Consider the following 24,602-nt stretch of genomic DNA (forward strand, 5'->3'; position numbering starts at 1 on the left):
CCGGATACGAATGTCCGCTTCAGGGAGGCCGATTGCCGGAAGGACCGCCCCATCGCCTGAACAACGTCGCAACAGTCGCTCATCGGAGCACAAGAAAAATGCCGGGCCGAGACCGAATCCGCGTTCGCCGCATATGGGCTGCCACCCTGCGGCGGAACGGGACCCGGACCTGCGGCCCGGCGAAGAAGCCACCTCTGGAAATGCCGCGAAAGGGGTCTTCTATGTACTCACAAGGTACCAAGGGGATCGGCCGAATCAAGTCCCGTATCCGGGAACTGGTCTCGTGGGCAGACCGCGAGATCTGCATGGAGCCGGACGAGTTCGCCATCTACCGGGGCTGGACCGTCGCCAGGGCGGGATTCGGCGCCCGCACGTACCGCGACCCACGCTTCGACCAGCTCACGCTGACGTCACGGGTGCCGGAGGAGGTGTCCTGACGTGTCGAGGAACCCACGCAACCAGATCTACCCGGCCAACGAGGACCTCCCGGGCGCGGGCGGCGGCGGGCCGCTGGTCCGGCTCTGGCGCGTCCGCAGCGAGCTCATGGTGCTGGCCCTGCTCGCGCTGGTCGGCCTGGCCCTGCTGGGCGCCACGCGGGAGGGGCACTGGGTGCCGTTCGTCCTGCTGAGCAGCGCCGTCTCCGTACCCGCCGCCACCAGGACCGGCCGTAACTGGGCGGTGTCCCACTTCTGGTGCGTCGTCTCCAGACACCGCCTGCAGCGGGTCTGCCTGGAGACCACCATGCACACGAGGGCGGGCCGGATCCCGCTGGTGCTCTGGATCACGCCGTCGGCCAAGGGCGAGAAGGCGCTGGTCATGACCCGGGCGGGCATCTCCGCCGAGGAGTTCGAGGCGTACGCCGAGGAGATCGCGGCGGCCTGCTGGGCCAGGAGCGCCACCGTCCACAGACACCGCAGGCGGGCCCATCTGCTGCTCGTGGAGATCGTCCGGCGGGACGAGCTGCCCGGCGTCACCGCTCCCGGGCTGGAGCGCCTGTACGGCCGCCGCTCCTGGATGCCGCTCAGGCACGACCTTGAGGAGCCGCCCGATCTGCGCACGCCGCTGCTGCTGCCGCAGATCGGCTGAAGACCTAGGGGAAACGGCACATCTCCCCTAGGAGCACGCCCCGGGGACCGCGGGGGCTCCCGGGGCTTCCCCATGCCGCCGGGACGGTCCAAGATGAGTTCAGTCGACGAACTCAGGAGTCGTGATGACGGCGACCGTCCACCGCACCTGTCCCCTCTGCGAGGCCGTCTGCGGCCTGACCCTCACGCTCGACGAGGGCGGCCACGTGACCGGCGTGCGCGGCGACAAGGACGACCCGTTCAGCAAGGGGTTCATCTGCCCCAAGGGCGCCAGCCTGGGCCGGCTCGACGAGGACCCCGACCGCCTGCGCAGGCCGCTGATCCGGGAGGGCGACCTGTGGCGCGAGGCCGGCTGGGACGAGGCGTTCGCGGCCGTCGAGCGCGGCCTCGGCCGCGTCACCGAGCGGTACGGGCGCCAGGCGGTCGCGATCTACCTGGGCAACCCCAACGCCCACACCATGGCGGGCGCGCTGTACGCCGCGCCGCTGATCAAGGCACTCGGCACCCGGAACGTCTTCACCGCCGCCACCGCCGACCAGATGCCCAAGCACGTCGCCAGCGGCCTGATGTTCGGCCACCCGCTTGCCGTCCCGGTCCCCGACCTGGACCGGACCGACTTCCTGCTGATGCTGGGAGCCAACCCGCTGGAGTCGAACGGCTCGCTGTGTACCGCCCCTGATTTCCCCGGCCGCCTGAAGGCCCTGCGCGGGCGCGGCGGCAAGGTCGTCGTGGTGGACCCGCGCAGGACCAGGACGGCCGCGCTGGCCGACGAGCACGTCTTCGTCCGGCCGGGCACCGATGCCTACCTGCTGTTCGCGATGGTCCACACGCTGTTCGCCGAGGACCTGGCCCGGCCCTGGCACGAGGTCAACGGGCTGGCCGAGGTGCGCGAGGCGGCCAAGCACTTCCCGCCCGAGGCCGTCGCCCGGCGCACCGGCGTACCGGCCGGGACGATCGTCCGGCTGGCCAGGGAGCTGGCCGGCGCGCGTACGGCCGCCGTGTACGCCAGGATCGGCACGTGCACGACCGAGTTCGGCACGCTGGCCCAATGGCTCGTGGACGTGCTCAACGTGCTCACCGGCAACCTCGACCGGCCGGGCGGTGCCATGTTCCCCAAGCCGGCGACCGAGTTCGGGGCGCGGCGCCGGCCGTACACGGTGGGCCGGTGGCGCAGCCGGGTCAGGGGGCTGCCCGAGGCCAACGGGGAGCTGCCCGTGGCCACGCTGGCCGACGAGATCGAGACGCCGGGCGAGGGCCAGGTCAGGATGCTGGTCACGGTCGCGGGCAACCCTGTGTTGTCGGCGCCCCACGGTGACCGGCTGGACGCGGCCTTCGGCGGGCTCGACTTCATGGTGAGCGTCGACCCGTACCTGAACGAGACCACCCGGCACGCCGACGTCGTCCTGCCGCCGCCGCGCGTCCTCCAGTCGGGCCACTACGACTTCGCGCTGCTCGGGTTCGCCGTACGCAACTACACCCGCTACTCGCGTCCCGCGCTGCCGCTGGACGGGCGGCCCAGCGAGGCCCAGATCCTCGCCAGGCTGGCCATGATCGCTTCCGGGCTGGAAGGGGACCTGGACGAGTTCCTGATCGGCGAGATGCTGCGCAAGGCCGCGCAGACCCCCGGCTCCGGCGTCGAGGGGCAGGACGTGGCCGAGCTGCGGGCCGGGCTGGAGGGCGAGACGGGCGGCGAGCGCAGGCTCGACCTCATGCTGCGGCTCGGCCCGTACGGCGAGTGGGCCGGCAAGGGCGACCTGTCGCTGCGCAAGCTGCTCGACCACCCGCACGGCCTCGACCTCGGCGCGCTGGAGCCCCGGCTGCCCGAGGTGCTGAAGACCGCCTCGGGCCTGATCGAGCTGGCCCCGCCGCAGCTCGTCGAGGACGTGGAACGCCTGCGCGGGCGGCTGGAGGAGGAGCCGCCGGAGATCGTCCTGATCGGGCGGCGGCACCTGCGTTCCAACAACAGCTGGCTGCACAACGTCGGCCCGCTGGTCGGCGGCAGCAACACCTGCACGCTGCAGATCAACCCCGCCGACGTGGACCGGCTGGGCCTGACCGGCCAGGCCGTGGTCACCTCGGCCACGGGCACGCTCACGGTGACGCTGGAGCCCACCGACACGATCATGCCCGGCGTGGTCAGCCTGCCGCACGGCTGGGGGCACGAGGGCAGCACACAGCAGGTCGCGGCCGAACACGCCGGGGTCAACGCGAACGTGCTGACGGACGAATCCGCCCTGGATATCCCAAGTGGTAACGCAGTGTTCAACGGAGTTCCGGTCACGATTTCACCAACCGGGGTGATCACCGCACATTAGGGTGTCGCGCGTGACTATCGCGCCAGAAGAGGACCGCCTGAACGCCCAGATCGCCTTCGCCGTCGAGATCGACAAGTTGAAGCGGGTCATCCGCCGCAACCATCTCATCGACGGTTCGCGGCGGGAGAACACCGCCGAGCACTCCTGGTACGTGGGCACGCTGGCGATGATCCTCGGCGAGCACGCCCCACCGGGTACGGACCTCCAGCGGGTGGTGGCCATGTTGCTCGTGCACGACCTGGTCGAGATCGACGCCGGCGACACCTTCGTCTACGACCAGGTGGCGGTCGCCGCGCAGGCCGCCGCCGAGACCGCCGCGGCCGACCGCATCTTCGGCCTGCTCCCGGGCGAGCAGGGCGCCGGGCTCCGGGAGCTCTGGGACGAGTTCGAGGCCCGCGTGACGCCGGAGGCGAGGTTCGCCAAGGCGCTCGACCGGTTCGCGCCGATCCTGGCCAACCACCACACCGAGGGTGGCACCTGGCCGCTGTTCAAGGTGACGGCCGGCGAGGTACGGGAGAAGGTGCGGATCATCGAGGAAGGGTCGCCCTCGCTCGGCGCGTACGCGTTGGAGCTGGTAGAACTCTCCGTGGCCAGGGGACACCTCGCCGAGTGATCCCATGAAGGCCGGGGTAGGGGACTTGTCGTGAAAGAGACAGTGCGAGCGAGACGTCGGCAATTGCGGGGTTTCGTCGGTCCGGTTGACCTGGCCGATCGGCTTGAGAAGTCGAAGGCCATGGACAGGCCGATCCGCGGGCTGGCCAGGTTCGTACGGCAGCGCCTGCGCCAGGGCGCCGTACGCGACCTGCTGCACGGCGTGCCCACGGGCAAACCGCTGCACCCGCCGCTGGCCACGGTCACCCTCGGCTGCTGGTTGTCGGCCGCCGTGCTCGACCTGGCCAGGGCCGATCCCCGGGCGACCCGGCTGCTGCTGGCCACGGGCATCGGCAACGCGCTGCCCACCGCCGCGGCCGGGCTGACCGACTGGTCCTCGCTGCACCGCGAGCAGCAGCGCGTGGGTTTCGTTCACATGGCTGCGAACGTGGCCGCCCTGGGCCTGATGTCCGCCTCGCTGGTGGCCCGGCTGCGCGGCGCCGAGCGGGCCGGGCGGGTGTTGTCGTACGCGGGGCTCGGGCTGGGGACGCTCGGCGGCTATCTCGGCGGGCACATGGCCTACCGCCAGGCCGCGGGGGCCAACCACGCGCCGCAGGTCGCCCATCTCGTACCGCTGGGCTGGCACGACCTGTGCCCGCTCAAGGACCTGCCCGACGGCAGACCGGTCGCCCGCCGGCTCGGCTACATCCAGCTCTTCGTGCTGCGCCAGGGCGACGCGGTCACCGTGCTGGCCGACCGCTGCCCGCACCTCGCGGGCCCGCTGCACCAGGGCCGGCTGGTCATGGAGGACGGCGAGGCGTGCGTGGTCTGCCCCTGGCACAGCAGCACGTTCAGGCTGGCGGACGGCTCGGTGAAACACGGCCCCGCGACCGCTCCCGCGCCCATGTTCGAGACCCGCGTCCGCCGCGACGGCACGATCCAGGTACGTCCGGGGTTGACCTGAACTTAACTTGAGGTCCTACCGTCGGGCCCATGAGCAAAATTCTGGTGACCGGCGCGACCGGGAACGTCGGCAGGCATGTGGTCTCCCAGCTCGCGGAGGCGGGCCTGGAGGTGCGAGCGCTGGTCAGGAACCCCCGTACGGCCCGGCTGCCCGACGGCGTCGAGGCGGCGCGCGGCGACCTGACCGTGCCCGAGTCTCTTGAACCGGCCCTGCGGGACGTCGAGAGCGTCTTTCTGTTGTGGCCCGGCTACTCGGAGGCGGCCACCGCGGCCGCCGTGACGGCCGTCGCCAGGCACGCCCGCCGTGTGGTCTACCTGTCGGCCGACGTCGAGGATCTGGCCGACGGCGAGGAGCCGACGCTGTTCCACCAGAGCGTCGAGCGGTTTATCCGGCATTCCGGGCTCTCCTGGACGTTCCTGCGGCCCGGGGGCTTCGCGGCCAACACGCTGGGCTGGGCCGACCAGATCAGGCAGGGCGTCGTACGCTGGCCGTTCGGGCAGGCGGTCAGGTCGCTGATCCACGAGAAGGACATCGCCGCGGTGGCGGTGCACGTGCTCACCTCCGCCGGGCACTCGGGCGGCCGGTACGTGCTCTCCGGCCCCGAGCAGCTCACCCAGGCCGAGCAGGTACGGATCATCGGCGAGGTGGCCGGGCACGAGGTGCGCTGGGAGGAGCAGCCGCTCGACGAGGCCCGCGAGCACCTGACGGCCCTCTGGGGCGACCCGGGGTTCGTGGAGACCGCGCTGAAGAGCTGGGGGGCGGCGGTGGACAGTCCCGAGCGGATGACCGACACCGTGCGCAGGCTGCTCGGCCGGCCCCCGCTGACCTTCCGCCAGTGGGCCGAGGACCACGTGGCGGACTTCCGTTAGTCGGCGGACTTCCGTTAGTCGGCGGACCTCCGTCAGTCGGCGGACCTCCGTCAGTCGTCCGGGCCCGACTCGTCCGCCGGGTGCTCCACGAGGGCGAGGATCCGGCTGGACATGAAGCGGGCCGTGCGTACGGGCGTGCCGCTTCGGGTGACCTCGCTGACCTCCACGAGCCCGCGCCGGTTGGCCACCTCGACCCGGCGGCCCGCGCGGGTGGCCGTGACCTCGTAGGTTCGCGGGGTGCCGCCCGCGTCGATGACGATCTCCACCCGATCACCCTTCATGTACTGATTTATACCCACATAGTCGGGTATTTATCCGCACACGTGTTTGAGTCTTACCCTTCGCGGTCCTTCGGGCCGGGCGGGGCGAACAGCCCGCCCAGGCCCTCCAGCACCTTGCCCATCTCCGAGGGCACGATCCAGAGCTTGTTGGCGTCGCCCTTGGCGATCTCCGGCAGGGTCTGGAGGTACTGGTAGGCCAGCAGCCGCTGGTCGGGATTGCCGTCGTGGATGGCCTTGAACACCATGCCGATCGCGTCCGCCTGGCCCTTGGCGCGCATCGCCTGGGCCTCGGCGTCGGCCTGCGCCCGCAGCACGGCGGCCTCGGCCTCGCCCCTCGCGCGCAGCACGGCCGCCTGCTTGTCGCCCTCGGCCGCCAGGATCGCCGCCTGACGCTGCCCCTCGGCGGTCAGCACGGCGGCGCGTTTGTCCCGGTCGGCACGCATCTGCTTCTCCATCGAGTCCTGGATGGAGGCGGGTGGGTCGATGGCCTTCAGTTCGACCCTGTTGACCCGGATGCCCCACTTGCCGGTGGCCTCGTCGAGGCTCCCGCGCAACTCGGTGTTGATCTCCTCGCGAGAGGTCAGCGTACGTTCCAGGTCCATGCCGCCGACCACGTTGCGCAGCGTGGTGACCGTGAGCTGCTCGACGCCGATCAGGAAGTTCGCGATCTCGTACGTGGCCGCCTTCGGGTTCGTGACCTGGAAGTAGATCACGGTGTCGATGGACACGACCAGGTTGTCGGACGTGATCACCGGCTGCGGCGGGAACGAGACCACCTGTTCCCGCAGGTCGATCAGGTCCTTGATGCGGTCGATGAACGGCACCACCAGGTTGAGGCCGGGCTTCAGCGTGCGGTGGTAGCGGCCCAGTCGTTCGATGATCGCGGCCGTGGCCTGCGGGATGATGCGGATGCTGCGGGCCACCACGAGGCCCACCGCCGCGACCACGACGAGGGCGACGACGAGCTGCTCGGTCGACATGGCGAAGCTCCGGAGTCGAGGGGACCGACTCGGTGCATGATATTTCGTTTCACCATCAGGCGACCGATATCCGCATAAATGGCGATCTGACGAGGTCAGTGCGCCCTGGCGTACCAGCGTCCTTCGGCACTCCTGTCGAGCGTCAGCGGCACCCCGAACGTCTGGGAGAGGTTGTCGGCCGTCATCACGTGTTCGAGCGGCCCCTGAGCCACCACGGAACCGTGGCGCAGCAGCAGCCCGTGGGTGAACCCGCTCGGCACCTCCTCGACGTGGTGCGTCACCAGCACCAGCGTCGGCGAGCGGTAGTCGCCCGCCAGCGACGACAGACGGCGCACGAGGTCTTCCCGGCCGCCCAGGTCGAGGCCGGCGGCCGGCTCGTCGAGCAGGAGCATCTCGGGGTCGGGCATGAGCGCGCGGGCGATCTGCACCCGTTTGCGCTCGCCCTCCGACAGCGTGCCGAACCGCCGCCTGATCAGGTGGGCCGCGCCCATCATGTCGATCAACTCGACGGCCCTGGTCACGTCGTTGGAGTCGTACTCCTCGGTCCAGCGGCCCATGATGGCGTACGAGGCGGTGAGGACGAGGTCGATGACCTTCTCCTCCGGCGGGATGCGCTCGGCCAGCGCGGCGCTCGCCAGCCCGATACGCGGGCGCAGGTCGAACACGTCGGTCTGCCCCAGCCGCTCCCCCAGCACCTCGACCACGCCCTCGGTCGGATAGAGCAACGTGGCCGCGACCTGCAACAACGTGGTCTTACCCGCACCGTTGGGACCGATGACGACCCAACGCTCGTCCTCGTTGACCGTCCAGTCGATGCCGCGCAGCAGGGCCGCTCCGTCGCGCCTGACGGCGACGTCCTGGAGCCGCAGCACCTGACCACCCATCCCCGATCCCTCCTTTGGGAGTCACCCTCGGGACAAACCTATTGCAGGGCGAGCGCTTATCGTGGATCGGTGCGCCCTGAATCATCTGTCTGCCCCTCACTGGTCGCCTGGGGCAACGCGTGGCTCTCGGGTCATGTCGGCCTCGACGAGGCGGCTGACCACGTGGAAGCCGTCGCCGGACCCGTCGTGGCCGGTGACGTCCCGCTGCGTAAATACCTCGCAAACCTCCGTTCCGACGGTCTGCACGAGTTCCGGCTCGCCCTTCCCGCGCCCGGCGACCCGCTGGGCTTGTCGGGGCCCGCGACGTTCAACTCCTCCGCGGTCGACGCCGGGCAGGCCGCCGTCGCCGTGCTCCGCGACCGGCGGCTCGGGCTGGTGCCCTTCCCCGACCGGCGCGGGTCGTCGTACGTGGGGATCCGGCTGGAGGTGCACGACGCCGGTCCCGTACGCCAGGACCTGCCGTCGCTGGCCGAGGCCGAGCACGAGTTGTCGGGCGCGATGCGCGCGGCCACGGAGGCGCTGACCGGCGTCGAGGGCCCGGCGCAGTCGCGCCCCGGCCGTCCGGCCGAGCACGGGGGCGAGCTGGCCCCCGGCTATCCGGCGCGCGCCCACCGCGTCTCCACGCTGGCCACCCGCCTGGCCGCCGTCCTCGCCCTGGCCGACGACCGCGGGCTCACCTCGCCCCAGGTCGCGGCCAGGGCCGCGGCGCTGCGCGACCTCGACCGGGCCGTCCGCCGCGCGCTCGTGGCCGCCCACCACGCCATCTTCGAGCCGGTACGCCACCCGTAGGCGTCACTCCACCGGCTTCCAGACGCGGATGACCTTGTCCTTTCCGGCCGAGACGATGGCCGTCCCGCCGCCCAAGGGGACGATCCCGACCGCGTACACGCCGCGTTTGTGGGCCTTGACCGGTTTGCCCAGGGGCTTGCGGCTCTCCGGGTCCCAGAGGCGGATGGTGCCGTCGGTCGAGCCGGACAGCAGGACCGCCCGGCCGTCCACCGTGCCGAAGGACAGGGAGTAGATGATGTTCTTGTGACCCGACAGGGGTGAGCCGACGGCCTTGCCGGTCTTCGGGTCCCAGATGCGGATCTTCCGGTCCTTGCCGCCGGACGCGACGACGATCCGGTCGCCGATCCTGCCGACCGCGACCGCGTACACGCCCTTCGAGTGCCCCTTGTACGCCTTCCCGTACGCCTTGTGCCGGGCCACGTCCCACATCCGCAAGGTGGAGTCCTCGCTGGCCGAGACGACGATCGCGCGGTCACCGATGCGGGTGGCGTTGAGCCAGTTCACCGACCTGCTGTGGGCCTTGACGATCCTGCCGGTCGCCTTGCGCTTCTTCAGGTCCCAGAACCGCAGCCAGCCCTTGGCGTCCCCGGTCACGGCGATCCACTTGCCGCCCACCTTCGTCAGCGCGACCGAGTAGACGGCGTCGCCGTGCCAGCCGAGCACCTTGCCCTTGTGGGTCTTGAGGTTCCACAGGCGCACGCTGCCGTCGTAGCCGCCGGACACCGCCATGGGGGTCTTGCCGACCATGACGGCGGCCACGGCGTACACCTCTTCGCTGTGGCCCTTCATGGTGGCCAGCGGCTTGTGCTTGCCGAGGTCCCACAGGCGTACGCGGCCGTCCTGGCCGCCGGAGACCAGCCAGGTCCGGCCGTCGCCCATGGGCAGGGCCGAGATCGTCTGGACGCCCTTGGCGTGGCCCTTGAGCGACTTGCCGTCCTGCTTGCCGAGCGCGGTGACGGTCCGCACCGGCGGGACCGTCTGGGTGGGCGTGGGAGTGGGAGTGGGGGTGACCGTGACCGTGGGGGTGGGGGTGGGGGTGGGCGTGGGGGTCGGGGCGATCGACGAGGTCGCCTCGGCCACGTTCCGGCTCGGCGGGGGCTCGGCGGCGAACATCTTCGGGCCCAGGAACAACACGCCGCCCGCCAGCGCCAGTGCCGCGACGAGCGTGCCGGACACCATGATCGCGCGTCTGCGCCTGGCCCTGGCCTCGGCGGCCGGCTCGACGGCGGGGGCGTGCCTGAAGAACGCGTCGTTGCCGTTGCCGGGGGCGGCGGGCGGCGGGCCCATGGGGTAGGGCGGCGGCAACTGCTGATGCGGCGCGTAGGGCGCGGCGGGGGGTTGCCGCACGTACCGCGTGGGTCCCTCCGGCGCGTGCTGCCCGGCCTGCGGCGGCCGTACGTCCGGCGAAGGCGCCCGGAAGCCCTCGGCCGGCGGGCGCGGGACGGGCGGTTGGACGGGCGGCGGCGGGGCGTAGGACACGCCCGAGGGGTTGGCCCATCCGGTCGGCGGCCGGGCGGCCTGCGGCGTCCCACCCTCGGGCCTGTCACCGGCGGCGGAGCCGAGAGGCGCGGGACCGGAGGCCGCCGGCCCGGGAACGGGACGCTCGGGGGCCGCCGGCCCGGGAACGGGACGGTCGGCGGCGGGAACGGGGTGGTCGGCGGCGAGCTGGGAGCCGGTGTTGAGTGCGACCTCGTCGTCCAGCTCGGACCCGGCCCCCTGGTTCTCCAGCAGCGCGAACAGCGCCTGCGCCGCCGTCGGCCGCTCCTCGGCCCGCTTGCTCAGGCACGACTGCACCAGCGGCCGCAGTTCGTCGGGCAGCGCCGACAGGTCCGGCTCCTCGTTCATCACCCGGTAGATGACCGCGGGCAGGCTGTCCTGGCCGAACGCGGGCCGGCCGGTGGCGGCGTACAACATGGTGAGCGCCCAGCTGAACATGTCGCTGGGCGGCCCCACGCGCTCGGCCGAGATCTGCTCCGGCGACATGTACGCCGGCGTCCCCACCACCCCGCTGCTGATCGTCATCGCCGAGTCCAGCGCCCTGGCGATGCCGAAGTCGATCACCCGCGGCCCGTCGTTCCCCAGCAGCACGTTGCTCGGCTTGAAGTCCCTGTGGACGATCCCGGCCCGGTGGATGGCGGCCAGCGCGGTGACCGTGCCGACGGCCAGCCGGTACAGCGCCCCGCCCTGCCGCGGCCCCTCCCGCTGCACCACGACCTGGAGCGACACCCCGTCGACCAGCTCGCTCACGATGTACGGCTGCTCGCCGTCCATGTTCGCCCCCAGCACCTGCGCGGTGCAGAACTGGGCGACCCGGCGCGCGGCGGCCACCTCGCGCAGGAAACGTTCCCCGTCGAGCCCCGGCTTGTCGAGCAGCGTGTTCAGCAGCTTGATCGCGACGAGCCGCCCGTCGGGCCCCTCCGCCTTGAAGACGATCCCCTGGGCCCCCTTGCCGAGGCGCTCCAGCAGCCGGTACGCACCCAGTGACCGCGGGTCACCGGGCTGTAATGGGTGCGTCTCAGGCACCTGTCCTCCCCTTGCGCCAAGACCCCCGATCGCAAGCGTGATGAGCCCGTGCGAACACGCGCAAGCCACCCCAAGTCACGAAAGATCATCGTTCTTTGCGAAAAATTTGCCCTACGCAATAATCACGGAGAAGATCGGGGATTTCCAGCACCGTACGGGGAGCCGTCTCATGCGCAAGAGCTTCAGCCTGTTCTTAGTCGGCGGTCTGGCCGCAGTGCCCTTGGTGGCCCCGGCCCAGGCGAACGCCACCACGACCACCGCCACGACCACGGCCGCGACCACCTCCGTGGTGACGACGCGGGCCGTCGCGACACAGGCCAAGCCGTTCTCAAGCTTCAAGATCTCGGTCAAGTACAACAATCGCACCCGCCGCGGCGGGAAGATCACGTACTACCTCAAGGCGAAGAACCTGGGGCCGTACTACGCCGACTATTACTGGATCGGCGGCCAGGTGCCGAAGGGCACCGTGCCGACGCTGCGCTGGGGGGCGCCGAAGGGCACGAAGTGCACCTGGGAGGGCCGCTGGTTCTGGTGCTGGGGCAAGTACGTCCTGCAGAAGGGCAAGACCGACTGGCTCAACTTCCAGGTCACCATGAAGAAGGGCACCAAGGGCGTGGCCGTCGCCAAGCTCGGCGTCATCGCGTACGACGTCGACCAGGGCATGGAGAACATCGACAAGGAAGAGCTCAAGCGCCTCGGCGTCAAGGGCTACTACTGGCTCAAGAGCGCCAAGACGACGATCGTGACCCCGCCGCGCAAGCCCACCAAGCGCTGGACGCCGCCGCCGCCCGTCAAGGAGTACAACCCGCCGGCCAGCCACGAGGAGTCGAACAAGAAGAAGGACACCTGATCGGCTGATCAGGCCAGGCCGTGCCGTACGGCGTACAGCGCGGCCTGGGTCCGGTCCTGGACGCCCAGCTTCATCAGCACGTTCGAGACGTGGGTCTTGACCGTCTTCTCCGCGACGGCGAGGCTGCGCGCGATCTCCCTGTTGGACCGCCCGGCCGCGATCAGCGCGAGCACCTCGCGCTCGCGCTCGGGCAGCGGCGCCGGCCCCGGCACGACGCCCGCCGGCGCGGGGGCGGACAACATCGCCTCGGCCGCCTCCGGCGCGAGCAGCACCTGGCCGTTGTGCACCGCGCGCACGGCCTGGACCAGCGCGGACGGGTCGACGTCCTTGTAGAGGAACCCCGAGGCGCCCGCCCGCATCGCCGGGCCGACGTCGGAGCGGTCGCTCACCGACGTCAGCACGACCACCCGCGTGGCCGCCCCCGTCAGGCGCTCCAGCGCGCCGAGCCCGTCGAGCACCGGCATCTTCAGGTCGAGCAGCAGCACGTCGGGCGTCAGCTCGCCGACCAGCTCGACGGCCTGCGCGCCGTCGGCCGCCTCGCCGACGACCGTGATGTCGTCCTGGAGATCGAGGAACGTCCGCAGGCCCTGCCGGACCACCGGATGGTCGTCGGCGATCAGCACCCGGATCACAGGCCCACCTCCACACGTACGGTGGTCCCCTGGCCGGGCGCCGAGGAGACCGTCATGACACCGCCGACCGACTCCGCCCGGTCCCGCATCGACACCAGGCCGAGGCCGCGCGACTCGCCCTGCTCGAAGCCGTCGCCGTCGTCGTGGACGGTCAGCGCCAGCCGCCCGCCCTCGAAGACCAGGCGTACGGAGACCCGCTCGGCCCCCGAGTGGCGCAGCGCGTTGTGCAACGCCTCCTGGGCCACCCGCAACACGGCCACCTCCACGGCCGAGTCGAGCGGCGGCAGCTCGTCGCACTCGAACGTGACCAGCGAGGGATGCAGCCGGTCGAGCATGCGTACGTGCTTGCGCAGCGTCTCGGCGAGCCCGTGGTGGTCGAGCTCGGCCGGGCGCAGCTCGACGATCACCGCACGCAGCTCCGACAGCGCCTCCCCGGCCAGGCGCTGGACGCGCTCCAACTCGGCGCGCGCCTTCTCGGGCGCCTTGTCCAGCATGGCCGCGGCCTCCTCGGCGGTCAGCCGGAGCGAGAACAACTTCTGGGTCACCGCGTCGTGCAGCTCGCGGGCCACCCGGTTGCGCTCTTCGAGCATGGCCAGCTCGCGCCCGCGCTCGTAGAGCCTGGCGTTGGTGAGGGCGATGGCGGCATGCGCGGCGAACAGCGTCAGCAGGTCCTGGTCCTCCTGCGTGAACCCGCCGGGCGTGCGCTTGTTGGCCAGGAAGATGATGCCGATCACCTGGTCGGCGTCGCGGATCGGGACGCCGAGGAAGTCCTTCATCACCGGGTGGGCCTTCGGCCACCACTCGAACCGCGGGTCCTCGCGCAGATCGGGCAGGCGGGCCGGGGTGCCCTCGCGCAACATCGCGCCGAGCATGCCGTGCTGCCTGGGCAGCGGGCCGATGGCGTCCCACTGCTTGTCGGTGATGCCCTCGGCGACGAACTCGGCGAACGAGCCGTCGTCGGCGGGCACGCCCAGGGCGGCGTAGCGGGCGTCGAGGAGGCGTTGCGCCGACCGTACGATGACCTGGAGCACCTCGCGCACCGACAGGTGGCGGGTGACCGCGAGCACGGCGGAGCTCACCGCCTGAAGGATCTCGTCTCGGTCCGGAGAGCTCACGGACCTACTCTAGGGTCCCGGTCCTAGGACGATGTGCCCAGGCCGGAGCGGGCCCTGCGCCCGATGCCCGCGCGACGCGGCGATCCTAGCGTCGATGTCATGACGAACACCGCTCTCATCACCGGCGCCTCCCGCGGCCTCGGCCTCGCTCTGGCGAGGTCCCTGGCGGAAGCGGGCTGGAACCTCGTGCTCACCGCCCGCGGCGCGCAGGAACTGCGACAGGCCGCGGACGAGCTGGGCGCCACCGCGATCCCCGGCGACGTGACCGACCCCGCGCACGTCGCCCGGCTGGCACGGGCCGTGCCCGAGCTGGACCTCCTGGTCAACAACGCCAGCGACCTCGGGGTGACGCCGCTGCCGCCGCTGGCGGGCTACCCGCTGGAGGCGTTCAGGGTCCTGCTGGAGACGAACGTGACCGCGCCGCTCGCGCTGGTCCAGGCCACGCTGCCCGCCCTGCGCGCGGCCGGCGGGGCGGTGGTCAACATCACCTCCGACGCCGCGACCGGCGCGTACGAGGGCTGGGGCGGCTACGGCGCGACCAAGGCCGCCCTGGAGCAGCTCTCGAACGTGTTGTCCGCCGAGGAGCCCGCCGTACGGGTCTGGTGGGCCGATCCGGGCGAGATGAACACCCGCATGCTCGCCGACGCCGTCGGCGCCGAGGAGGCGTCGTCGGCGGCAGATCCCGCCAAGGTGGCCGCGGCCCTGCGCGACCTGGTCCGGTCCCGGCCGGCCAGCGGGAAGGTGAGTCTGCAATGACGGCGCTGCTGGACTTCGCGCTGCCCGCCGACCTGTCGGCCCACGAGCCGCCGGAGGCGCGGGGGCTGGCCAGGGACGCGGTGCGCCTGATGGTCTCGCGGGGCGCGGCCGAGCCCGCCCACCACCGGTTCGGCGATCTGCCGGGCCTGCTCGACCCCGGCGACCTGATCGTGGTCAACAACTCCGCGACGCTGCCCGCGGCCGTCCGGCTCGACCGGCTCGCGGTGCACTTCTCGACCGCCCGCGAGGACGGCACCTGGCTGGTCGAGCTGCGCCGCAGGACCGCCAAGGCGTCCGAGCCCTACGGGGGCGGCGAGCCGGGCGAATGGCTGCCGTTGCCGGGCCGGGCCACCCTGCGGCTGATCGAGCGGGAGACGCCGCGGTTGTGGCGGGCCCGGCTCGACCGGGACGTGGTGCCGTACCTGCGCGCGCACGGCCGGCCGATCCGTTACTCGTACGTGCCGGCCGACTGGCCCATCGACGCCTATCAGACCGTGTTCGCCACCGTGCCGGGCAGCGCGGAGATGCCGAGCGCGGCCCGGCCGTTCACCCCGGAGCTGGTCACCGCGCTGGTCTCGCGGGGCGTGGCGATCGCGCCGATCACGCTGCACACCGGCGTGGCCTCGCCGGAGAAGGACGAGCCGCCCTACGCCGAACGCTACGACGTGCCCGCCGCCACCGCCCGCCTGGTGAACCTGGCCAGGGAGAACGGCAACCGGGTCATCGCCGCCGGCACGACCGTCGTACGCGCCCTGGAGACCGCGGTCACCCCGGACGGCCAGGTCACGGCGTCGGCCGGCTGGACCTCGCACGTCGTCACCCCGGCCGCCGGCGTACGGGCCGTGACCGGGCTCATCACCGGTTTGCACGAACCGCGTTCCAGTCATCTGCTCATGCTGACGGCCCTCGCCGGCGAGAAAGCGCTGGGACGCGCGTACGAAGAGGCGCTGCGGAAGGGATATCTGTGGCACGAGTTTGGCGACACGCACTTGATTCTGGATAAATAAGCTTTACACGGATTTTGCCCTCGTGATAGGAACAGCCGACATTTACGGGGGCTTGTTCGTGTACGTCCCCGTGCCACTTCCTCACCGGAGACGTAATGCGCAACTCCCTCACCAAGGTCGCCTCGCTGGCTTTGCTGGCCGGTGCATTGATTGTTCCGGCGGTGCCCGCCTCCGCCACGACGACGACCGCCGCCCACACGGCCAAGGTCGCCGACGACCCGTTCGCGGTCTTCAAGATCAACCTGAAGGCGTCCAAGACGGCCAAGGCCGGTGGACACATCAAGTACAGCCTCACGGCGACCAACACGGGCCCGTACTCCGCGGACGCCTGGTTCGTGGGCGGCCAGTTCCCGAAGGGCGTGGACCTCAGGAAGATCCGCTACAGCGCCCCCAAGGGCACCATCTGCGCCCTCGACGGCCGCGCCCTGTACTGCAGCGTGCCCTACGTCCTGGAGAAGGACGACTGGGTCCGTCTCGTGTTCGACGCGAAGCTGAAGAAGAACGCCAAGGGCGCGCAGAAGGCGACCCTCGGCGTGATCACCTACGACGTCCAGCAGGGCATGTGGGACCAGGAGAAGGGCAACTGGTCGCTGGCGCAGGAGGAGCTTGAGCGCCTCGGCATCCCCGAGCACGGCTACGCCAAGTCCGCGACGACCCGGATCGTCCGCTAGCCCGCAGACCGCTGCGCCCGTGTCCGAATGGCGAGCCTGCTGCGCGGGCACCGGACCGGGCGCAGTACCGTGGCTGGATGTGGACCAGCGCACCCTCCTGATCACTCTGACCGGCCCCGACCGGCCCGGTGTCACCTCCAGGCTCTTCTCCGTGCTGTCCGGGTTCCCGGTGACGGTCGCGGACATCGAGCAGGTCGTCATCCGAGGCAGGCTCACGCTCGGCGTGCTCGTCGCGTACGCCGGCGGCCCTTCCACCGGCACGGGCACCACCCTCGGCGCGATGTGGACCGCCGTCGAACGCGTGGCCGAAGACCTCGGCATGGAGGTCGAGCTCTCGACCGGCTCCCAGGCCAAGGAACAGCGCCGCCGAGGCCGCCTGTCGGTCAGCGTTCTGGGCGCCACCCTCCAGCCCGCCGCCATCGCGGGCATCGCCGGCCGCATCGCCGCCGCCGGCGCCAACATCGACCGCATCGAACGCCTCGCCCAGTGGCCCGTCACCTGCATCGAGCTGTCCGTCTCCGGCGCCAACCCGACCGCCCTGCGCATCGAGCTGCCCGCCGAGGCCGCCGCCCAGGAGGTCGACGTCGCCGTCCAGCGCACCGGCCTGTCGCGCCGGGCCAAGCGGCTCATCGTCATGGACGTCGACTCCACCCTGATCCAGGGCGAGGTCATCGAGCTGCTGGCCGCGCACGCCGGCTGCCTCGACGAGGTGGCCACGGTCACCGAGCAGGCCATGCGCGGCGAGCTCGGCTTCGCCGAGTCGCTGCGCCGCCGGGTGGCCCTCCTCGAAGGGCTGCCCGCCGAGGTCTTCGAGCAGGTACGCCAGGAGGTCGTCCTCACCCCCGGCGCCCGCACCCTCGTCCGTACGCTCAAGCGGCTCGACTACCGCTTCGCCATCGTCAGCGGCGGCTTCACCCAGATCACCGACACCCTGGTCGAGGAGCTCGGCATCGACTACTCGGCGGCCAACGTGCTGGAGGTCATCGACGGCAAGCTGACCGGCCGCGTCGTCGGTGAGATCGTCGACCGGCCGGGCAAGGCCCGCGCGCTGGAGCGGTTCGCCAAGGAGGCCAGGCTGCCCATCTCCCAGACGGTGGCCATCGGCGACGGCGCCAACGACCTCGACATGATCGCCGCGGCCGGGCTCGGCATCGCCTTCAACGCCAAGCCGGTCGTCCGGCAGGCCGCCGACACCGCGGTCAACACGCCCTACCTCGACTCGATCCTCTACCTGCTGGGCATCTCCAGGGACGAGGTCGAGGCCGCCGACGCCGAGGACGGCGTCCTCACGTCCTGAACCGCGCGGTGACCTGGGCGGCCAGGTCGAGTGCGTCCTTGCAGAGCGACCGGAGCGCCGGGTGCGCGGTCACCGCGTGCCGCAGCCTCCGGCGTACCGCCGTGCCCTCGCCCGCCGCCGCCTCCTCCATCAGCGAGCTGACCTCCCGCGCCACCTCGTCCAGCTCCGACTCGAACGCGTCGGCCTCGGGCGGCCGCTCACCCTCCCGTACGGCCTGCCCCACGGCGGCCAGCCGGTCGGCCACCGCGTCGAGCACGGCCACCGTGGCGTCCGAACCCGGCTCGGCACCGCGCATCACGGCGCCGAGCAGGATCGTGTCGTCCCTGAGCTTCCTGGCCGACGTCACCGCGGCGCGCAGCTCGTCCGGCGCGCGGCCGCCCGGCTCCTTGTCCAGCTTGTCCAGCGACTGGCCCAGCCGCTCGGCCGCCGTCCCGGCCGACTCCGTACGGTCCGGCAGCCGGTCCAGGTCGCGTTCGGCGAGCGTACGGATGAGGTCGGCGTGCTCGCGCAGCAGCTCGGCGGCCAGGCCGCGCAGCCGTCCCGCCTGGCCGCGCGGCCACAGCAGCCGCACCGCCACCAGCGCCAGCACGCCGCCGCCCACGGTGAGCGCCAGCCTGATCCCCGCCGCCTCCCAGTCGAGCCGGGTCGAGAAGTCGGTGAGCGTCATGGCCAGCGGCGTCGCGAAGATCGACCAGTAGCCGTAGCTCACCTCGCGCAGCGCGAACCCGAGCGTGGCGAAGACCAGCACCGTCCCCACGATCGTGTACGGCCCCGGCACCGCCGCCAGGATCAGCGCCGCCCCCGCCGCCCCCAGCACGGTGCCCGCCACCCGCAGCACCACCCGCTCGACCGTGTCCCCGTACGTGGGCCGCACCGCCAGCAGCACGGTGAACACGAACCATTTGCCGTACTGCTCGTGCACCCCCAGCATCAGCGCCAGCGCGACGGCGGCGGCGAGCCCGAGCCGACCGGCGTGCTCGGGCCCGGCGCCCTTCGGCGGCGGCTTCCACGGCAGCCGCGGCAACAACCGCGGGCCCGCCGGAGGAACGTGCTCGGCGGACAGCAGGCCCACCGTGCGCACCCCGACCGCGATCCGGTCGAGACAGCGCCGGGCCTGCCCGAGCACCGCGCCGCTGCGCAGCGCCGCGAGACCGTCGCCCGGCTCGCGCGCATCGAGGCGTTCGGCGTAGTCGGCGGTGACGGCCAGCGCCTCCACCACCCCGGCCCGGTGCCCGGCCGCGGCCACGCGCAGGTCCGCGGCCAGCGTCACGGCCACCTCGTCGATCCCGTCCTGCTCGTCCGGGGCCGCGGCGCGCAGGCCGCGCAGCGCCACCGTCTCGTGGAAGATCCGGACCAGCGCCTGCACGTACGCGTCGGCGGAACCGCCGGTCGCGTCCATGTTCCGGAACGCCGCCGAGGCTGTGGCGGCGGCGCCCAGGGCCTTCGACGCGCGTTCCCGGCGGCCGGCCCAGTCGTCGCCGGCCGGCCCGTCGAGCAGCGCGGCCGTGGCGTGTACGGCCTCGTCGAGCGCGGTGGCGAGCGGGTCGAACCGGCGCAGCGGCCACAGGGACAGGGCGGCCACGGCGTACAGGAGGCCGCCGAGAACCATCAGCTCGGGCGGCCCGAAACCCGCGGGAACCGCCAGGTAGAAGCCGGTGACCAGGGCGAACGCGGGCGGCGTGCCCACGGTCCGCCACCGGCCGCCCGCCGCCGCGACCAGCCCCAGCGCCAGTACGGCCAACCAGGGCCGGTGCGCCAGGAACAGGCCCAGCCAGCACCCGGCGGCGATGAGCACGATCTTGACCGCCATGAACCTGGCCCGCGACGCGTACGGCTGCCCGTACGTGTCCCCGAACGCCGTCAGGTACGCCCCCAGAGCCAGGAACGCGCCCGACTGCGGCCGGCCCGCCAGCACCCCGGCCAGCAGCGGCCCGGCCACCGCGAACCCGCACAGCAGCCCGTAGCCCCAGGGCGGCCGGGCGGGCAGCGAGAAGCCGTCACGCAGCGCTCTGGCGGCCCCCCGCATAGGCGTCGTCCCCGGTCAGTGCTCCTTGGGATCCCAGTGCGCGACCAGGCGTCCCTCTCCCGGCGACAGGTCTACCCACGCGGCCTCCACCTGGATCACCGCGTACGCCCCCGGCCGGAACCCGTAGTCGCCACCGCCCAGCTCCAGGGCCAGTTCGTGCACCGCGGGATTGTGCCCGCACAACACGACCGTGCTCAGCTCCGGATCGGTCCTGCGGAGCAGTTCGAGCAGTTCATCCGGATACGCCTGGTAGATGTCGCGTTCGTAGCTGATCTCCGTACCGGGGAAGGCCAGCTCGGCGGTACGCCTGGTCCGCAGCGCCGGGGAGCAGAGCACCACGTCGGGACTCAGCCCGGCCGTCCTGATCTCGTCGCCGGCCCGCGCGGCGTCCCGTTCGCCGCGGTCGGTCAGCGGACGTTCGTGATCGGCCAGGCCGGGCACCTGCGCGGCCTTGGCATGGCGGAGCAGTATCAGGGTGCGCATCGCCTCATCCCCTCGACGCCCAGATCCCGAGCCCCACGATCACGCCCAGGATGACCAGCATCGCCAGCAGAATCAGGCCCAGCGTCTTCCCACCCGAGGGCCGGTTGTCGTCTTCCACCCGCCCAGTTTCCCATCACCACCCCGCCCTCCCACGTCCGCCCGCCCCCGGACACGAAGACGCCCGCCCCTGGCCGGGGCGGGCGTCTCGCGGAGCGCTTGTTACGACGCCACGGGCTCGTGCTCGCGGTCGTTGTTGCTGGCCGGCTCGCTGGTCACCGACCTCCGCTTGGAGACGACGATGGCCACGACCACGACCGCCACGGCCAGCACCGTGATGCCGATCCGCAGGGTCGCGTTGCCCGCGTACATGACGACGGCCGGGGCGACCAGCAGCGCCACCAGGTTCATCACCTTGATCAGCGGGTTGATGGCCGGCCCCGCGGTGTCCTTGAACGGGTCGCCGACCGTGTCGCCGATGACCGTCGCCGCGTGCGCCTCGGAGCCCTTGCCGCCGTAGTGGCCGTCCTCGACCAGCTTCTTGGCGTTGTCCCATGCGCCACCGGAGTTGGCCAGGAAGACGGCCATCAGGGTGCCGCAGGCGATCGCGCCGGCCAGGAAGGCGCCCAGCGGCGCGTAGCCGAGCGCGAACCCGACCGCGATCGGGGTCATCACCGCCAGCAGGCCGGGCGTGGCCAGCTCGCGGAGCGAGTCGCGGGTGCAGATGTCCACGACGCGGCCGTACTCGGGCTTCTCGGTGCCGTCCATGATGCCCGGCTTGTTGCGGAACTGGTCACGTACCTCGAAGACCACCCGCATGGCCGCGCGCCCGACCGCCGAGATCGCGAGGCCGGAGAACAGGAACACCACCGCCGCGCCGACGATCAGGCCGACGAGGACGTTGGGCTGGTCGATGCCGAGGCTGAAGGTGGAGAAGACGCCCAGCGCCGCCTTGATGTCCGGCCCGGCCTTGGAGAGCTGGTCCTCCACCGCCGTACGGAACGCGCCGAACAGCGCCGTGGCCGCGAGCACGGCCGTGGCGATGGCGATGCCCTTGGTGATGGCCTTGGTGGTGTTGCCGACGGCGTCGAGGCTGGTCAGCACCCGCGCGCCCTCGCCCTCGACGTCGCCCGACATCTCGGCGATGCCCTGGGCGTTGTCGGAGACCGGGCCGAAGGTGTCCATGGAGACGATGACGCCGACCGTGGTCAGCAGGCCGGTGCCGGCCAGGGCCACCGCGAACAGCGCGATCGTCACGTTCCCGAACCCGAGCAGGAACGCGCCGTAGACCGCGCCACCGATGATCAGCGCCGAGTAGACGGCCGATTCGAGGCCGACGCTGATGCCGGCCAGGATGACGGTCGCCGGGCCGGTCGCCGAGCTCTCGCCGATCTCGCGCACTGGGCGGCGGTTGGTCTCGGTGAAGTAGCCGGTCAGCAACTGGATCGCGCTGGCCAGCACCAGGCCGATGAGCACCGCGCCCACCGCGATCAGGCGCGGGTCGGCGTCGGAGCTGACCGTCGAGCCCGACAGTCCGCTGAAGCTGCTCGGCAGGTACCAGAAGGCCGCTCCGGCGACCAGTACCGCGGAGATCCCGGCCGAGATGAAGAAGCTGCGGTTGATCGCCGACATGCCGTTGCGGTCGCGGTCGCGCAGCCCGGTGACGAAGATGCCGATGATCGCGGTGAGCACGCCGATCATGGGCACGATCAGCGGGAAGATCAGCCCCTGCTCGCCGAAGGCCACCTTGCCCAGGATGAGGCTGGCGACCAGCATGACCGCGTACGACTCGAACAGGTCGGCCGCCATGCCCGCGCAGTCGCCGACGTTGTCGCCCACGTTGTCGGCGATCGTCGCGGCGTTGCGCGGGTCGTCCTCGGGGATGCCCTGCTCGACCTTGCCCACCAGGTCGGCGCCGACGTCGGCGGCCTTGGTGAAGATGCCGCCGCCGACTCGCATGAACATCGCCAGCAGCGCCGCCCCGAACCCGAACCCTTCGAGTACGTGCGGCGCCTCGCCCTGGTAGATGAAGACGACCACGGCCGCACCGAACAGCCCGAGGCCGACGGTGAACATGCCGGCGACGCCGCCGGTGCGGAACGCGACGCGCATGGCGCGCTTCTCGCCCGCCTCGTTGGCCGCGGCGGCGACGCGTACGTTGCCGCGTACCGCCAGCCACATGCCCATGAAACCGGTCAATGCGGAGAACACCGCACCGACCACGAAGAAGATCGAGCGACCGACGACAACGTCTGTTTCGCCCGGTAGCAAAAGCAACAGGAAGGGAATGACGACCACGAAGATCGCCAATGTGCGGAATTGGCGCGCGAGATAGGCGGCTGCGCCTTCTTGTACGGCTCGCGCGATGTTCTGCATGCGTTCGGTGCCCTGGCCGGCGGACAGCACCTCGCGTACGAGGCCGCCGGCGACGGCTAGCGCGATCAGCGCGACCGCGGCGACCACGATCACGATGGTGAGGTTGTTACCGCTCAGGGACAGATTGGGCGCTGGCTCCAATGCCAGCATGTGCCTGCTCATCGTTCTCCTCGGCAAGACCGGTCGTCTGCCCGAACGGTGCTGCGGATCTCTCGGCGGGCGGTGCGGCACCATCCGGGTTGTGGGTGCCGCTTCCGGTTGAATCCGCGGTTCCGCCGGATCACCTTGGCCGGTGCCGGGAGTCTACGCAGGCACTGAACGGATATGAAGGCTCTCGGGGCGGCTATTTGCGGGGGCGTCCAGTAATCCCCTGACAGCAGGCCGGTTTGGGATCTGACAGGCGAAATTTCCTCGCGTTTACGGGCATGACAAGCCCACAAATCGGACCGACCGAAACCAACTTTTAATCCCGCACGACACGCCGCCCCGAGCCCACCCATCCCAAGGTCCAGCTCCGGCCTTGCCTCGACCCACCGCCGCGCCACCGCTCCGCGGCCCGCCTGCAATCGCGCCCGGCACACCAACCCCTACGCCCCACCGGAGCAACCCCGACCTTCCGGCCCCTGCCGCCTATGGTCCTTCCGGAGCGCGCATCCGCAGCCCTTCCCGCAAGGGCAAGGACGCAGCTGCACGGCCCTTCCAGGGGGCATCCGCCACCCCGCCGCACGTCCAGGGCCGCCACCCCAGGACCGTCCCCTAGGACCGCCACATCCCCAGGACCGCGCGCCGGCGGGCCGCTTGCCGTCAGCCGTCCATCCCCCGCTCATCCACAGCCTGTGGACAACGCCTGGGGGTCACCTTCCACAGGAGCCGGCATCATCACCGGGGCAAGCGAGACAGCGCACCCCACAACCGACACCCCGCCCTGGAACACACCTACGCCCCCGGAACACCGAAGTTCGGAGCCTGCGCGCGCGTCAACAGCCCACAACACCCCGACGCCACCTCGGCGGTCAGGAATCCGGTACGACGCCGACGCCGTAACCCCGGACCATCGCGCCCAACCTCCGCCACGCGCGCCCCAAAGGCCGCACAAACCTCAAGGCACGCAAAAAGCAAGACCCGGCCCGCCCTGACAGAGACGAAGGCATGCCACACCCCAGGCACACCCTCATCCCCATCTCAAAGACGCCCGACCACACCAGAACACCCTGAAACGGCCCCTCAGAGAGTGAGGGACCGATCCAAGAGCAGTCCGATCAGGAGACCGCCGCGTTCGAGGCGGGCCAGCTCATCCGGATGTTCGTCCCCTTGGGGCTGGGGAAGACCTCGACGTCATCGGCCAGGCCCGAGATGACGGCGATGCCGAAGCCTGACATGAACGAGTCAGAGAGCATGCCCAGGTCGAGCGGCTGCTCCTGCTTGATCTCGTCGCTGGGGGCCAGATCGCTGACCGTGACCTCGAAACGTCCGGAGTCGTCACGTAGCTCGATGCGGATGGGCTCGCCCGGGCAGTGAAGTCGATGCGCCTCGACCGCCCGGGAGCATGCCTCACCCACGGCGAGCCTGACTTCGTCCAGCAGCGATTCCTCCACGCCGGTACGACGGGCGATCGCCGTGGCCACGAGCCGGGCGGTCCGCACATGCGCGGGGAGGGCGCTGAACGTCAGCTCGACGGTAGCCATGCTACTTGTCTTTGCCGTGAGCTTCCTTGGCCTCGTCGACGGAAGCGTAGATCCCGAAGACCTTGGTCAGACCAGTGATGCGGAAGATCTTGAGGATGCGCTCCTGGGTGCACACCAGCTCGAGCGAGCCGTCATGCGCCCGGACCCTCTTGAGCCCGCCGACGAGCACTCCCAACCCCGTGGAGTCGAGGAAGTCGACCTTCTCCATGTTCACCAGAAGGTGGAAGTTGCCCTTGTTCACCAGGTCGATGAGGAGCTCACGCAATCTCGGCGCCGTGTAGACATCGATCTCACCCTCGACCTCCACGATGGTGAGTCGGTCTTCGGTGCGGTGATCCAACTTCAGATCCACAGATCCTCCAGCGCCTCGCCTGCGAAAGTACTCTTGCGGGCCTGGCAATCTGGAGCGTGGCCCCAGACTGTCCG

23 protein-coding genes are annotated in these 24,602 nt (G+C 71.2%); 12 read left to right on the top strand and 11 right to left on the bottom strand.

Annotated features, from left to right (window positions below; translation table 11 throughout):
* The first annotated feature begins 221 nt into the window (after positions 1-221).
* From DMB42_RS39490 to DMB42_RS39515, 6 genes are all read left to right on the top strand, one after another.
* Positions 222-437 carry a hypothetical protein gene (locus DMB42_RS39490; RefSeq protein WP_125643964.1) on the top strand — a complete coding sequence of 72 codons (216 nt, stop codon included), beginning with the start codon at positions 222-224 and terminating at the stop codon, positions 435-437.
* Position 438: 1 nt separating this feature from the next.
* On the top strand, positions 439-1,086 hold the full coding sequence (locus DMB42_RS39495; RefSeq protein ID WP_125643966.1) for a hypothetical protein: 648 nt from the start codon (positions 439-441) through the stop codon (positions 1,084-1,086).
* Between the two features lie 124 nt (positions 1,087-1,210).
* Entirely contained in the window at positions 1,211-3,400 is a 2,190-nt protein-coding gene (locus DMB42_RS39500) for a molybdopterin-dependent oxidoreductase (RefSeq protein WP_125643968.1), read from the top strand.
* A gap of 1 nt (position 3,401) precedes the next feature.
* On the top strand, positions 3,402-4,013 hold the full coding sequence (locus DMB42_RS39505; protein ID WP_125643970.1) for an HD family hydrolase: 612 nt from the start codon (positions 3,402-3,404) through the stop codon (positions 4,011-4,013).
* A 120-nt stretch (positions 4,014-4,133) separates the two neighbouring features.
* Positions 4,134-4,955, top strand: coding sequence for a Rieske (2Fe-2S) protein (locus DMB42_RS39510; protein WP_260478201.1), 822 nt, complete (start codon positions 4,134-4,136; stop codon positions 4,953-4,955).
* A gap of 29 nt (positions 4,956-4,984) precedes the next feature.
* Complete coding sequence (locus tag DMB42_RS39515; RefSeq protein ID WP_125643974.1) at positions 4,985-5,824, top strand: SDR family oxidoreductase; 840 nt, start codon at positions 4,985-4,987, stop codon at positions 5,822-5,824.
* Between the two features lie 50 nt (positions 5,825-5,874).
* Here the strand turns inward: DMB42_RS39515 and DMB42_RS39520 are convergent, their stop codons facing one another.
* The 3 genes from DMB42_RS39520 to DMB42_RS39530 all read right to left on the bottom strand — a co-directional run bounded on the left by DMB42_RS39520 (position 5,875) and on the right by DMB42_RS39530 (position 7,969).
* The gene (locus DMB42_RS39520) at positions 5,875-6,105 is read right to left on the bottom strand and encodes a hypothetical protein (protein WP_125643976.1); all 231 of its coding nucleotides are present in this window, start codon (positions 6,103-6,105) and stop codon (positions 5,875-5,877) included.
* Positions 6,106-6,158: 53 nt separating this feature from the next.
* Positions 6,159-7,085 carry an SPFH domain-containing protein gene (locus DMB42_RS39525; protein WP_125643978.1) on the bottom strand — a complete coding sequence of 309 codons (927 nt, stop codon included), beginning with the start codon at positions 7,083-7,085 and terminating at the stop codon, positions 6,159-6,161.
* A 95-nt stretch (positions 7,086-7,180) separates the two neighbouring features.
* Positions 7,181-7,969, bottom strand: coding sequence for an ABC transporter ATP-binding protein (locus tag DMB42_RS39530; protein ID WP_125643980.1), 789 nt, complete (start codon positions 7,967-7,969; stop codon positions 7,181-7,183).
* Positions 7,970-8,038: 69 nt separating this feature from the next.
* Here DMB42_RS39530 and DMB42_RS39535 point away from each other — a divergent pair, with 69 nt between their 5' ends.
* On the top strand, positions 8,039-8,758 hold the full coding sequence (locus DMB42_RS39535) for a hypothetical protein (protein WP_185845103.1): 720 nt from the start codon (positions 8,039-8,041) through the stop codon (positions 8,756-8,758).
* Between the two features lie 3 nt (positions 8,759-8,761).
* On the opposite strand, the gene DMB42_RS39540 is transcribed toward DMB42_RS39535, so the two are convergent.
* On the bottom strand, positions 8,762-11,281 hold the full coding sequence (locus tag DMB42_RS39540; RefSeq protein WP_185845104.1) for a serine/threonine-protein kinase: 2,520 nt from the start codon (positions 11,279-11,281) through the stop codon (positions 8,762-8,764).
* Positions 11,282-11,450: 169 nt separating this feature from the next.
* On the opposite strand from DMB42_RS39540, the gene DMB42_RS39545 reads away from it, so the two are divergent.
* Positions 11,451-12,131, top strand: a complete 681-nt coding sequence (locus tag DMB42_RS39545; RefSeq protein WP_125643984.1) for a hypothetical protein — start codon at positions 11,451-11,453, stop codon at positions 12,129-12,131.
* Between the two features lie 8 nt (positions 12,132-12,139).
* Here DMB42_RS39545 and DMB42_RS39550 read toward each other — a convergent pair whose 3' ends face one another.
* Both DMB42_RS39550 and DMB42_RS39555 read right to left on the bottom strand, forming a co-directional pair.
* A complete protein-coding gene (locus DMB42_RS39550) occupies positions 12,140-12,763 on the bottom strand; it encodes a response regulator transcription factor (protein ID WP_125643986.1) in 624 nt (207 codons plus the stop codon).
* On the bottom strand, positions 12,760-13,878 hold the full coding sequence (locus DMB42_RS39555) for a GAF domain-containing sensor histidine kinase (protein ID WP_221762546.1): 1,119 nt from the start codon (positions 13,876-13,878) through the stop codon (positions 12,760-12,762). Before DMB42_RS39555 ends, DMB42_RS39550 begins: the two co-directional genes overlap by 4 nt.
* Before the next feature lie 99 nt (positions 13,879-13,977).
* Here DMB42_RS39555 and DMB42_RS39560 point away from each other — a divergent pair, with 99 nt between their 5' ends.
* From DMB42_RS39560 to serB, 4 genes are all read left to right on the top strand, one after another.
* Positions 13,978-14,634, top strand: a complete 657-nt coding sequence (locus DMB42_RS39560; protein ID WP_125643988.1) for an SDR family oxidoreductase — start codon at positions 13,978-13,980, stop codon at positions 14,632-14,634.
* The gene (locus DMB42_RS39565) at positions 14,631-15,641 is read left to right on the top strand and encodes an S-adenosylmethionine:tRNA ribosyltransferase-isomerase (RefSeq protein ID WP_125643989.1); all 1,011 of its coding nucleotides are present in this window, start codon (positions 14,631-14,633) and stop codon (positions 15,639-15,641) included. Before DMB42_RS39560 ends, DMB42_RS39565 begins: the two co-directional genes overlap by 4 nt.
* Positions 15,642-15,736: 95 nt before the next feature.
* Positions 15,737-16,312 (top strand): DUF11 domain-containing protein, encoded by a 576-nt coding sequence (locus DMB42_RS39570; protein WP_125643991.1) that lies wholly within the window; start codon positions 15,737-15,739, stop codon positions 16,310-16,312.
* A gap of 79 nt (positions 16,313-16,391) precedes the next feature.
* Entirely contained in the window at positions 16,392-17,609 is a 1,218-nt protein-coding gene (gene serB / locus DMB42_RS39575) for a phosphoserine phosphatase SerB (RefSeq protein ID WP_125643993.1), read from the top strand.
* Here the strand turns inward: serB and DMB42_RS39580 are convergent.
* From DMB42_RS39580 to DMB42_RS39600, 5 genes are all read right to left on the bottom strand, one after another.
* Positions 17,599-19,635, bottom strand: a complete 2,037-nt coding sequence (locus DMB42_RS39580; protein ID WP_125643995.1) for an FUSC family protein — start codon at positions 19,633-19,635, stop codon at positions 17,599-17,601. The genes serB and DMB42_RS39580 overlap by 11 nt on opposite strands.
* A gap of 15 nt (positions 19,636-19,650) precedes the next feature.
* Positions 19,651-20,118, bottom strand: coding sequence for a histidine phosphatase family protein (locus DMB42_RS39585; RefSeq protein WP_260478202.1), 468 nt, complete (start codon positions 20,116-20,118; stop codon positions 19,651-19,653).
* Positions 20,119-20,337: 219 nt separating this feature from the next.
* On the bottom strand, positions 20,338-22,653 hold the full coding sequence (locus tag DMB42_RS39590; protein ID WP_260478203.1) for a sodium-translocating pyrophosphatase: 2,316 nt from the start codon (positions 22,651-22,653) through the stop codon (positions 20,338-20,340).
* 1,097 nt (positions 22,654-23,750) lie between these two features.
* Positions 23,751-24,176 carry an ATP-binding protein gene (locus DMB42_RS39595; RefSeq protein ID WP_125643997.1) on the bottom strand — a complete coding sequence of 142 codons (426 nt, stop codon included), beginning with the start codon at positions 24,174-24,176 and terminating at the stop codon, positions 23,751-23,753.
* Position 24,177: 1 nt separating this feature from the next.
* On the bottom strand, positions 24,178-24,528 hold the full coding sequence (locus DMB42_RS39600; protein ID WP_043629845.1) for an STAS domain-containing protein: 351 nt from the start codon (positions 24,526-24,528) through the stop codon (positions 24,178-24,180).
* Positions 24,529-24,602 lie beyond the last annotated feature (74 nt).

Origin of the sequence: Nonomuraea sp. WAC 01424 (assembly GCF_003947315.1) — a bacterium.
GTDB lineage: Bacteria > Actinomycetota > Actinomycetes > Streptosporangiales > Streptosporangiaceae > Nonomuraea > Nonomuraea spiralis.